The organism is Streptomyces incanus (genome assembly GCF_042656345.1).
Taxonomy (GTDB): domain Bacteria; phylum Actinomycetota; class Actinomycetes; order Streptomycetales; family Streptomycetaceae; genus Streptomyces; species Streptomyces incanus.
Genome location: NZ_JBHSPC010000125.1, coordinates 24,023 through 34,462 on the forward strand (window position 1 = coordinate 24,023; position 10,440 = coordinate 34,462).

10 protein-coding genes and 3 tRNA genes are annotated in these 10,440 nt (G+C 70.9%); 8 read left to right on the forward strand and 5 right to left on the reverse strand.

Features of this window, described 5'->3' with window-relative positions; translation table 11 throughout:
- Positions 1–30: 30 nt before the first annotated feature.
- The 4 genes from ACFP2V_RS33395 to purS all read right to left on the reverse strand — a co-directional run bounded on the left by ACFP2V_RS33395 (position 31) and on the right by purS (position 3,896).
- Positions 31–549, reverse strand: a complete 519-nt coding sequence (locus ACFP2V_RS33395) for an ArsR/SmtB family transcription factor (protein WP_381219024.1) — start codon at positions 547–549, stop codon at positions 31–33.
- Positions 550–676: 127 nt separating this feature from the next.
- The gene (gene purL, locus ACFP2V_RS33400) at positions 677–2,935 is read right to left on the reverse strand and encodes a phosphoribosylformylglycinamidine synthase subunit PurL (protein ID WP_381219025.1); all 2,259 of its coding nucleotides are present in this window, start codon (positions 2,933–2,935) and stop codon (positions 677–679) included.
- On the reverse strand, positions 2,932–3,636 hold the full coding sequence (gene purQ / locus ACFP2V_RS33405) for a phosphoribosylformylglycinamidine synthase subunit PurQ (protein WP_381219026.1): 705 nt from the start codon (positions 3,634–3,636) through the stop codon (positions 2,932–2,934). The genes purL and purQ overlap by 4 nt, the downstream gene beginning before the upstream one ends.
- On the reverse strand, positions 3,633–3,896 hold the full coding sequence (gene purS, locus ACFP2V_RS33410) for a phosphoribosylformylglycinamidine synthase subunit PurS (protein WP_031065570.1): 264 nt from the start codon (positions 3,894–3,896) through the stop codon (positions 3,633–3,635). Before purS ends, purQ begins: the two co-directional genes overlap by 4 nt.
- Positions 3,897–4,250: 354 nt before the next feature.
- Here purS and ACFP2V_RS33415 point away from each other — a divergent pair, with 354 nt between their 5' ends.
- The 8 genes from ACFP2V_RS33415 to ACFP2V_RS33450 all read left to right on the forward strand — a co-directional run bounded on the left by ACFP2V_RS33415 (position 4,251) and on the right by ACFP2V_RS33450 (position 9,049).
- Entirely contained in the window at positions 4,251–4,568 is a 318-nt protein-coding gene (locus tag ACFP2V_RS33415; RefSeq protein ID WP_381219027.1) for a histone-like nucleoid-structuring protein Lsr2, read from the forward strand.
- Between the two features lie 212 nt (positions 4,569–4,780).
- Positions 4,781–4,852 (forward strand) — tRNA-Gly (locus ACFP2V_RS33420).
- An 80-nt stretch (positions 4,853–4,932) separates the two neighbouring features.
- Positions 4,933–5,005: transfer RNA gene (locus ACFP2V_RS33425), tRNA-Gly, on the forward strand.
- A gap of 194 nt (positions 5,006–5,199) precedes the next feature.
- Entirely contained in the window at positions 5,200–6,192 is a 993-nt protein-coding gene (locus tag ACFP2V_RS33430; RefSeq protein ID WP_381219028.1) for an ABC transporter ATP-binding protein, read from the forward strand.
- Between the two features lie 83 nt (positions 6,193–6,275).
- Entirely contained in the window at positions 6,276–7,028 is a 753-nt protein-coding gene (locus tag ACFP2V_RS33435; protein ID WP_381219033.1) for an ABC transporter permease, read from the forward strand.
- Positions 7,029–7,053: 25 nt separating this feature from the next.
- Positions 7,054–8,328, forward strand: a complete 1,275-nt coding sequence (locus tag ACFP2V_RS33440; RefSeq protein WP_381219029.1) for a sensor histidine kinase — start codon at positions 7,054–7,056, stop codon at positions 8,326–8,328.
- A complete protein-coding gene (locus ACFP2V_RS33445; protein ID WP_381219030.1) occupies positions 8,325–8,954 on the forward strand; it encodes a response regulator in 630 nt (209 codons plus the stop codon). The genes ACFP2V_RS33440 and ACFP2V_RS33445 overlap by 4 nt, the downstream gene beginning before the upstream one ends.
- A 22-nt stretch (positions 8,955–8,976) precedes the next feature.
- A tRNA-Gly gene (locus ACFP2V_RS33450) sits at positions 8,977–9,049 on the forward strand.
- A gap of 136 nt (positions 9,050–9,185) precedes the next feature.
- Here the strand turns inward: ACFP2V_RS33450 and ACFP2V_RS33455 are convergent.
- Positions 9,186–10,085 (reverse strand): phosphoribosylaminoimidazolesuccinocarboxamide synthase, encoded by a 900-nt coding sequence (locus ACFP2V_RS33455; protein WP_381219031.1) that lies wholly within the window; start codon positions 10,083–10,085, stop codon positions 9,186–9,188.
- Positions 10,086–10,440: the final 355 nt, after the last annotated feature.

Here is a 10,440-nt window from a genome sequence, read left to right on the forward strand (position 1 = left end):
GCGGCGAGCCGATGCGGTGAGCAGGCGCGGTCAGGGCCGTGCCGCGGACAGCAGCACCAGCAGCGGTACGACCCGGCCCGCCGGCACCTCGTGGCGGCCCCGGCCGGTGGTGTGCAGCCAGCCGGCGCCGGTGAGCCGGCGCAGATGGTGGTAGATCTGGCCGGTCGTGCCGACTCCGTCCAGCTCGGCGAGTTCGGCGGCGGCGCACCGGCCGCCGAGGATCTCGCGGAGCAGCCGCAGCCGGACCGGATGACCGAGGGCGGCGAGCGGCTCGGCGGCGGCCGGCCAGTCGGCGTCCAGCAGTCCTCCGGTGAGGGCGCCGTGCTGCCACTCGTACTGCTCGCCGGTCGGCAGCCGGACCGCGCCGGTGAACAGCACGCCCCCGTCGGCCGCCTTCAGCTCGGCGAGCTGGTTCTTCAGTCCTTCCAGCGCCCAGAAGACGCCCTCTCCCGGGCGGGGGTCGTCGCGGCGCGCCGGCTCGGCCGCCTCGGCCGCCTCCAGTGCGGCGAGCCGGCGTTCGAGGTCGGCGACGCGGTCTTCGAGTTCCACGGATTCGAGATTACGTAACTACGTAATCCCATGCAATCCCTTCCGGGCGTGCGGACCCACAGCACGCCGAAGCCCCCGCCCGGTCCCGGGCGGGGGCTTCGTACGGAGCGGAGGAAACGGGAGCCGGTCAGGCCAGCAGCGCCGGGATCGTCGCCTCGTGCGTCTCGCGCAGTTCCGCGAGGGTGAGCGAGAACTCGCCCTGGAGTTCCACCGTGTCCCCGTCGACGACGCCGATGCGCGTCGCCGGGAGGCCGCGGACACCGCACATGTCGGTGAAGCGCAGCTCCTCCGAACGCGGCACGGCCACGACCGCGCGGCCGGCCGACTCGGAGAACAGCAACGTGAACGCGTCCAGCCCGTCCGGCACGACGAGCCGCGCGCCCTTGCCGCCCAGCAGCGCCGACTCGACCACGGCCTGGACCAGACCGCCGTCGGACAGGTCGTGCGCGGAGTCGATCATGCCGTCGCGGGACGCGGAGATCAGGATCTCGGCGAGCAGCCGCTCGCGCTCCAGGTCCACCTCGGGCGGCAGGCCGCCGAGGTGGTCGTGGATCACCTGGGACCAGGCCGAGCCGCCGAACTCCTCACGCGTGTCGCCGAGGAGGTAGAGCAGCTGGCCCTCCTCCTGGAAGGCGACCGGTGTGCGCCGCGCCACGTCGTCGATGACGCCGAGGACCGCGACCACCGGGGTCGGGTGGATGGCGGCCTCGCCGGTCTGGTTGTAGAGCGAGACGTTGCCGCCGGTCACCGGGGTGCCGAGCTGCAGGCAGCCGTCGGCGAGACCGCGCACGGCCTCGGCGAACTGCCACATGACGGCCGGGTCCTCGGGCGAGCCGAAGTTCAGGCAGTCGGAGACCGCGAGGGGCTTGGCGCCGGTCGTCGCCACGTTCCGGTACGCCTCGGCGAGCGCGAGCTGCGCACCCGTGTACGGGTCCAGCTTGGCGTACCGGCCGTTGCCGTCGGTCGCGATGGCGACGCCGAGGCCGGTCTCCGCGTCGACGCGGATCATGCCGGCGTCCTCGGGCTGGGCGAGCACGGTGTTGCCCTGCACGAAGTGGTCGTACTGCTGGGTGATCCACTGCTTCGAGGCCTGGTTGGGCGAGCCCACCAGCTTCAGGACCTGGTCCTTCAGCTCCTCGGGGGTCGCCGGGCGGGGCAGCTTGCCGGCGTCGTCGGCCTGGAGCGCGTCCTGCCAGTCGGGGCGGGCGTAGGGGCGCTCGTAGACCGGGCCGTCGTGGGCGACGGTGCGCGGTTCGACGTCGACGATCTTGCCGCCGTGCCAGTAGATCTCCAGGCGGTCGCCGTCGGTGACCTCACCGATGACGGTGGCGATGACGTCCCACTTCTCGCAGATCTCGAGGAAGCGGTCGACCTTCTCCGGCTCGACCACCGCGCACATGCGCTCCTGCGACTCGCTCATGAGGATCTCCTCGGGCGAGAGCGTGGAGTCGCGCAGCGGTACGTCGTCGAGGGTGACGCGCATGCCGCCGGAGCCGTTGGAGGCCAGTTCGGAGGTGGCGCAGGACAGGCCGGCCGCGCCGAGGTCCTGGATGCCGACGACCAGCTTCTCCTTGAAGGCCTCCAGGGTGCACTCAATGAGGAGCTTCTCCTGGAAGGGGTCGCCCACCTGGACGGCGGGGCGCTTGGAGGGCTTCGCATCGTCGAAGGTCTCGGAGGCGAGGATGGACGCGCCGCCGATGCCGTCGCCGCCGGTCCGGGCCCCGTACAGGATGACCTTGTTGCCCGTGCCGGAGGCCTTGGCGAGGTGGATGTCCTCGTGCCGCATGACGCCGATGGCGCCGGCGTTGACCAGCGGGTTGCCCTGGTAGCAGGCGTCGAAGACGACCTCGCCGCCGATGTTGGGCAGGCCCAGGCAGTTGCCGTAGCCGCCGATGCCGGCGACGACGCCGGGCAGCACGCGCTTGGTGTCCGGGTGGTCGGCGGCGCCGAAGCGCAGCGGGTCCACGACGGCGACCGGGCGGGCGCCCATCGCGATGATGTCGCGGACGATGCCGCCGACGCCGGTCGCGGCGCCCTGGTAGGGCTCGACGTAGGACGGATGGTTGTGCGACTCGACCTTGAAGGTCACCGCGTAGCCCTGGCCGACGTCGACCACGCCGGCGTTCTCGCCGATGCCGACGAGCATCGCGTCGGACTCGGGGGCCTTCTCGCCGAACTGGCGGAGGTGGACCTTGGAGGACTTGTACGAGCAGTGCTCGGACCACATCACCGAGTACATGGCGAGCTCGGCGCCGGTCGGGCGGCGGCCGAGGATCTCCACCACGCGCTCGTACTCGTCCTTCTTCAGACCGAGTTCGGCCCACGGCAGCTCGACGTCGGGGGTCTCGGCCGCGTGCTCGACCGTGTCCAGAGGCGTCCTGCTCATGCGCTTACCAGCTTCTTGAGGATCGAGGTGAAGAACGGGAGGCCGTCGGTGCGGCCGGTGCCGATCAGCGGCTCGACGGCGTGCTCGGGGTGCGGCATCAGGCCGACGACGTTGCCCGCCGCGTTGGTGATGCCGGCGATGTCGTCGAGCGAGCCGTTGGGGTTGCCGTAGCCCTCGGCGGCCTCGCCGTCGGTGACGTAGCGGAAGGCGACCCGGCCCTCGGCCTCGAGCTCGTCCAGCGTGCGCCGGTCGGCGACGTAGCGGCCGTCCATGTTCTTCAGCGGGATGCTGATCTCCTGCCCGGCGGTGTAGTCGCCGGTCCAGGCGGTGTCCGCGTTCTCCACCCGCAGCTTCTGGTCACGGCAGATGAAGTGCAGGTGGTCGTTGCCGAGCATGCCGCCGGGGAGCAGGTGCGCCTCGGTGAGGATCTGGAAGCCGTTGCAGATCCCGAGGACCGGCAGTCCCGCCTTCGCCTGCTCGATGACGGTGTCCATCACCGGCGAAAAACGGGCGATGGCTCCCGCACGCAAGTAGTCGCCGTAGGAAAATCCGCCGCAGAGCACCACGGCGTCGACCTGGTGAAGATCCTTGTCCTTGTGCCACAGGGCCACCGGCTCGGCGCCCGCGAGCCGGATCGCGCGCCGGCTGTCACGGTCGTCGAGGCTGCCCGGGAAAGTGACCACGCCAATACGAGCGGTCACTTCGCGGCCTCCGCGACTTCCTCGACCCTGACGGTGAAGTCCTCGATCACGGTGTTGGCGAGGAAGGATTCCGCAAGATCATGGATGCGGGCGAGCGCGGTCTCGTCGACCGGCCCGTCAACTTCCAGTTCGAATCGCTTTCCCTGGCGGACGTCCGAGATCCCTTCGAATCCCAACCGCGGCAGTGCGCGCTGCACCGCCTGGCCCTGGGGGTCGAGGATCTCCGGCTTGAGCATGACGTCGACTACGACGCGTGCCACTGGCACTCCCGGTGTGTGGTGCTGAGCAGGTTCCTTCAGACTACCCGCACAAAATTTCTACGCGAGTAGAGTTGGAGGAATCTACGTGACCCCGATCACGATTCGAGGTCACGGGGGGAGGCCTGCTGGAAAAGATCCGGGAAAGATCCGCCTCCTGTCACGTATCGCTATTGCGCGCGGGACACGCGGACAGATTTAGTCGAGCTTCACAATGCAATGCCGGGCACTGTACAAATGAATTGTCATTAGCAGATACTTTGCCCGATTACAGGCGAACAGCCGACATCTCAGCGACGCCCGGCACGTCCATCACGGACGTCACCACAGAGGTGTCGCACGAAGGGACCGATATTCGTGGCGCAGAAGGTCGTGGTCACTCTCTTTGACGACATCGACGGCTCGGAAGCGGCGGAAACGATCGCCTTCGGACTCGACGGCAAGTCGTACGAGATCGACCTGAACGAAGTCAACGCCGACGGGCTGCGGAAGGCGCTCGCCCCCTATGTGGAGGCCGGCCGCAAGCGTTCCCGCTCGGGGCGGACCTACAGGCAGACGGAGGTCGCCCCCGATCCGGCGGCCGTGCGTGCCTGGGCCCAGTCGAACCAGATGGACGTCCCCGCGCGGGGACGGATCCCCAAGCGGGTCTACGAGGCGTTCGCCGCGGCGCGGTGAAGGGACCGTGGGCCGGGCGGGCCGTGGGACCGGCCGGGCGGTCGAAGCGTGGCCCGCGCGGTGGGCCGCGGTCGTCGACGGCCGCGTCCACGGCCGGGACAGCCGGCCGCCGGCCCCTCGGGACAGCCGACTTGCGCAGCACCCCCGTTGATCAGCTAGAGTCTGGAGCACGCCGAGGGGCAAGGCCGAAAGGCCCGGCTCACGGAGTACATGCGGGTGTAGTTCAGTAGTAGAACATCCCCCTTCCAGGGGGAAGGCGCAGTGTGCAATTCCTGTCACCCGCTCTGCGTAGCCGTACCGATCGGAGCATTCGATCAGGTAGGCTGGTGCTCGCACCGATCGGTGAAAGCCGGTCGGGAGCAATGCGGACGTAGCTCAGCTGGTAGAGCGCAACCTTGCCAAGGTTGAGGTCGCGAGTTCGAACCTCGTCGTCCGCTCGGGAATCAGACCCCGGTCCATCGGACCGGGGTCTTTTCGTGTGCTCGTACCTCTCCCGTGCACTCCGGCCTCACGTGCCGCTCCGGTCCCATACGCTCCGCGCCCCGGGTGCTCCCGGGCTTCTGACATGTGTCATGCGCGCTGATGACAGGGCGCACTGCTGCCCGGCCGGTACGACCGGGATGATCGAAGCATGCGAACGAACGAACACGAACACGAGCAGGTGATTGAGGTCACCGACCTGCGCCGTGTGTACACAGGCGGGTTCGAGGCCGTACGCGGGGTCAGCTTCTCCGCACGGCGCGGGGAGGTCTTCGCACTGCTGGGCACCAACGGCGCCGGCAAGACCTCCACCGTCGAACTGCTGGAGGGCCTCGCCGCCCCGACCGGCGGGCAGGTCAGGATCTTCGGGCACGACCCGTACACCGACCGCGCCGCGGTACGGCCCCGCACCGGCGTGATGCTGCAGGAGGGCGGCTTCCCCTCCGACCTGACCGTCATGGAAACCACCCGGATGTGGGCCGGCTCCGTCAGCGGCGCCCGTCCGCCGCAGGAAGTGCTGCCGCTGGTCGGCCTGGCCGACAAGGGGGACGTACGGGTCAAGCAGCTGTCCGGGGGCGAGCGGCGCCGCCTCGACCTGGCCCTCGCGCTGCTCGGCGACCCCGAGGTGCTGTTCCTCGACGAGCCGACGACCGGCCTGGACGCCGAAGGGCGGCGCGACACCTGGCGGTTGGTACGGGCCCTGCGCGACAACGGCACGACCGTGCTGCTGACCACCCACTACCTGGAAGAGGCCGAGGCGCTGGCCGACCGCCTCGCGATCATGCACAAGGGGCGCATCGCCACCACCGGCACGCCCGCCGAGGTGACCGCCGCGCAGCCGTCCCGGATCACCTTCGAACTGCCCCAGGGCTACCTCCCCGGCGACCTGCCGCCGCTCGACGAGCTGGGCGTGACCGGACACGAGCTGGACGGGCGGACCGTCAAACTGCACACCCGCGAGCTGCAACGGGCCGCCACCCGCCTGCTGGTGTGGGCCGAGCGGACCGGCATGGAACTGAAGGGGCTGGACGTGCGCTCGGCCTCGTTGGAGGAGGCGTTCCTCGGCATAGCCCGCGAGGCCTCCGCGCACGAGACCCTCGAGCAGGGCGAGAGCACCACCACCGGAAAGGAGTACGCGGCATGAGCGGGACGGTCAGCACGACCAAGGGGCCGGCCGGAGGAACGGCCGAGGCGGGGAGCGGGCGGAACACCGCGGCCAGCACCCCCATGGGGCGCATGCGGGCCCTCGCCCGCGCCGAGTTGACGCTGCTGGGGCGCAGCAGGGGCATGCTCTTCGCCGCGCTGTTCGTGCCGCTGGTGCTGCCGTTCAGCCTCTACTCGGCGGCCGGCGAGATGGACCTCGACGAGGTGGGGCTCAGCATCGGCGCGATGATCCTGCCCGGCGCGATCGGCTTCTCCCTGCTGTTCGCCGTCTACTCGGCACTCGTCGGCGTCTTCGTCACCCGGCGCGAGGAACTGGTGCTGAAGCGGCTGCGCACCGGCGAGCTGCGGGACGTCGAGATCCTGTGCGGGGCCTCGCTGCCGTCCGTCGCGACCGGGCTGGTGCAGTCGCTGGTGCTGGCGGTGGGCTGCGCGCTGCTGCTGGACGTGGCCGCGCCGCAGGCCGTCCACCTGTCCGTGCTGGGGCTGCTGCTGGGCCTGGTGCTGTGCGCGGCGCTCGCCGCGGTCACCTCGGGCTTCACCCGGACCACCGAGAGCGCGCAGGTCACCGCGATGCCGGTGGTCATGGTCTCGATGCTCGGCTCCGGGATGATGGTCCCGCTGGAGGTGCTGCCCGACCGGCTGGCCTCCTTCTGCGAACTGCTGCCCCTCACCCCCGCCGTGACCCTGCTGCGCGGCGGCTTCACGGGCAACCTGTCGGTCTCCGAGACACTGTTCGCCGTGGTGACCGGGGTGGCCTGGGTCCTGCTGGCGGTGTTCGCCGTCCGCCGGTGGTTCCGCTGGGAACCGAGGCGCTGACGTGCCGGCTGCGGGAGCCGGGCGCATGAGCAGGCCGGGCGGCTGGTGGGGGCGCAAGAGCACCCCGGCGAAGTTCGAGACGTACACACGGTGGTCGTTCCACTCCTTCCCGTTGATCGAGTTCGTGACGGTCAGCGGGCCGGTACTCGGGCGGGCGGGAAAGATCGGGCCGGGGCTGACGGCTCTGCTGGTGTTCCTGGTCACCCTGCACTGCGTGCTCTGCGCCGTGTCCGCCTCGCATGCGTTGGACTGGCTGCGCGGGCAGCGGGAGCAGCCGCGTCGGCTGGTATGGGCGCTCGGGGGCCTCACCGCGGTCGTCGTGGGGTCGGCCGTGGCGATCGCCGAACACGGGCCGGCGGGCCGGGACGCCGATAAGGCGGTCGCCGGGATCCTGCTGATCGTCCCGGCCTTCGGCGCCGGAATCGTCGCCCTGGGGGTGCGGAACCGGCTGCGGGTGCTCGCCTTCGCGGTGGGCGCGACCCTCGGGTCCCTGCCCTTCGGCATGCCGGCTCCGGCCGCGCTGACCGTCGCCGCGGTGGTGCTGTTCGGCGGCGGGTTCGTGGCCTTCACCTCGGTGTTCTCGGTCCGGCTGCTCAACGCCGTGTACGAACTCGACGAGGCCCGCGAGACCCGTACCCGGCTCGCCGTCGCGGAGGAGCGGCTGCGGTTCGGCCGGGACCTGCACGACGTGATGGGCCGCAACCTCGCCGTGATCGCGCTGAAGAGCGAGCTGGCCGTCCAGCTGGCCCAGCGGGAGCGGCCGGAGGCGGTGGCGCAGATGGTCGAGGTCCAGCGGCTGGCGCACGAGGCCCAGCGGGAGGTCCGCGAGGTCGTCCGCGGCTACCGCGAGGCCGACCTGAGCAGCGAACTCGCGGGCGCGAAAGGGGTGCTGACCGCGGCCGGCATCGACTGCACGGTCAGCGGCCCGACGACCGGGCTCCCGGCGCAGGTGCAGTCCGCGCTGGGATGGGTCGTACGGGAGGCGGCGACCAACGTACTGCGGCATGGGGACGCGCGGTGGTGCGCGGTGGGGATACGGGTGCTGAAGGGGCGGACGGTGCTGACGGTGGAGAACGACGGGGTGCCGGAGAACGGCGGCTCGGGCCAGGGATCCGGGCTCGTCGGACTGCGTGAGCGGCTGGCGGAGATCGGGGGGTCCCTGCGGGCGGGCCCCGCCGGGGACGGGCGGTTCCTGCTCACGGCCGAGGTCCCGTTGCCGTCGTCTTCCGGACCGTCCCCGTCGGAGGAGTCCACCGCGTCGCCCGCACCCCGAACGAACGTGAGTGAGGTCATGCCATGACGACACCTCGGCCCGTGCGCCCGCTCCGACTGCTGCTCGCCGACGACGAGCATCTGATCCGGGGGGCGCTCGCCGCCCTGCTGTCGCTGGAGGACGACCTGCTGGTCGTCGCCGAGGCGGCCTCCGGTCCGGAGGCGCTGGCGATGGCGCGGGCGCACGCTCCCGACGTCGCCGTACTGGATCTGCAGATGCCCGGTGCCGACGGTGTGAAGGTCGCCACATCGCTGCGGGCGGAACTCCCCGGCTGCCGCGTGCTGATCGTGACCAGTCACGGGCGTCCCGGGCATCTGAAGCGGGCCCTCGCGGCGGGAGTGCGCGGCTTCGTCCCCAAGACCGTCAGCGCCCAGCACCTCGCGGAGATCATCCGTACCGTGCACGCGGGAAACCGTTACGTGGATCCCGAGTTGGCGGCCGACGCGATCGCCGCCGGTGACTCGCCGCTGACCGTGCGTGAGGCCGAGGTGCTGGAACTCGCGGCCGACGGAGCGCCGGTGGCGGAGATCGCGGAACGGGCCGCGCTGTCCCAGGGGACCGTGCGGAACTACCTGTCGTCCGCCACCTCGAAACTCGGTGCGGAGAATCGTCATGCCGCGGTGCGACTCGCGCGCGAGCGGGGTTGGGTATAGTTGCTTTCGCGCCACGGCGCATGCGGACGTAGCTCAGCTGGTAGAGCGCAACCTTGCCAAGGTTGAGGTCGCGAGTTCGAACCTCGTCGTCCGCTCGGCAACGGAAAGACCCCGGTCCATCGGACCGGGGTCTTCTTCATGCGTGCCCGGAGTCTTCATGTGTGCCTGGAGTGAGGGCCCGAGGGTTGAGGGCCCGGCGCGCGCCGGGCCCTCAACCCTCGGGCCCGGGTCTCAGCTCCAGCCGAGGCCCGTCAGACGCTCGTACGCCTCCACGTACTTCGCCCGGGTCGCGTCCACGACGTGCTGCGGCAGCGCCGGCGGGGGCTGCTCGCTCGCCCGGTCCCAGCCCGACTCGGCGGAGGTCAGCCAGTCCCGCACGTACTGCTTGTCGTACGACGGCTGCGCGTGGCCCGGCTCCCACTGCTCGGCCGGCCAGAAGCGGGAGGAGTCCGGGGTGAGCACCTCGTCCGCCACCACCAGCGTGTCGCCGTCGAAGCCGAACTCGAACTTGGTGTCCGCGAGGATGATGCCCCGTTCCCGGGCGATGTCGCGGGCCCGGGTGTATGCGGCGAGGGTGGCCTGCCGCAGCTGCGCCGCGGTGTCGGCGCCGACCTGGCGGGCCACCTCCTCGTAGGAGACGTTCTCGTCGTGCTCGCCGACGGCGGCCTTGGTGGCCGGGGTGAAGATCGGGCCGGGCAGTTCCGATCCGTCCACCAGTCCCTCGGGAAGGGCCAGGCCGCAGACCGTACGGGACTCCTGGTACTCGGCGAGGCCCGAGCCGGTGAGGTAGCCGCGGGCCACGCACTCCACGGGGGCCATCCGCAGGGACTTGCAGACGAGCGTGCGGCCCGCCCAGTCGGCGGGGGCGCCCGCGGGGAGTTCGGTGCTCAGGACGTGGTGCGGGACCAGGTCGGCGAGCTGGTCGAACCACCAGAGGGAGAGCTGGGTGAGGACCCTGCCCTTGTCCGGGATCTCGGTCGGCAGCACCCAGTCGTAGGCGGAGATGCGGTCACTGGCGACCATCACGAGGTCGCCCGCCTCGTTCCGGTACAGCTCGCGCACCTTTCCGGTGTGCAGATGCACCAGGCCCGGAACCTGGATCGGCTCGGGCTTCTCGACGAATCCGGACACGGTTCCTCCGCGTGGTTCGGAACAACAGGGCACCCGCGGGGCTCGCACAGGGTGGGTGGGAGACGGCGGGACGAGTGCCTCCGATTGTCCCGTACGAGCGGTCGCCCCCGCTGGTCGGGGCGGTCACGGCGGGTCGGGGCGGCGGCGGCCGGGCGGGCGGGCGGGCGGGCGGTGGTGTGCACCGGGCAGGCCAGACGGTGGCAAGCCAGGAGGTGGCAAGCCGGACGGCGACAGGCCGGACGGGGCAAGCCCGACAGCGACAGGCCGGACGGGGAAAGCCCGACGATGGCAGGTCGGGATGCTCCTATGCTTGTCAAGCCGCTGGAGCAAGGTCGGTTTGAGTGATTTGCGCGGT

Bases quoted from the DNA above. Each gene is read 5' to 3' on its own strand.
- purL (WP_381219025.1), bottom strand. From the start codon at position 2,935: ATGAGCAGGACGCCTCTGGACACGGTCGAGCACGCGGCCGAGACCCCC.
- ACFP2V_RS33430 (WP_381219028.1), top strand. From the start codon at position 5,200: ATGCGAACGAACGAACACGAACACGAGCAGGTGATTGAGGTCACCGAC.
- ACFP2V_RS33435 (WP_381219033.1), top strand. From the start codon at position 6,276: ATGGGGCGCATGCGGGCCCTCGCCCGCGCCGAGTTGACGCTGCTGGGG.
- ACFP2V_RS33440 (WP_381219029.1), top strand. From the start codon at position 7,054: ATGAGCAGGCCGGGCGGCTGGTGGGGGCGCAAGAGCACCCCGGCGAAG.
- ACFP2V_RS33445 (WP_381219030.1), top strand. From the start codon at position 8,325: ATGACGACACCTCGGCCCGTGCGCCCGCTCCGACTGCTGCTCGCCGAC.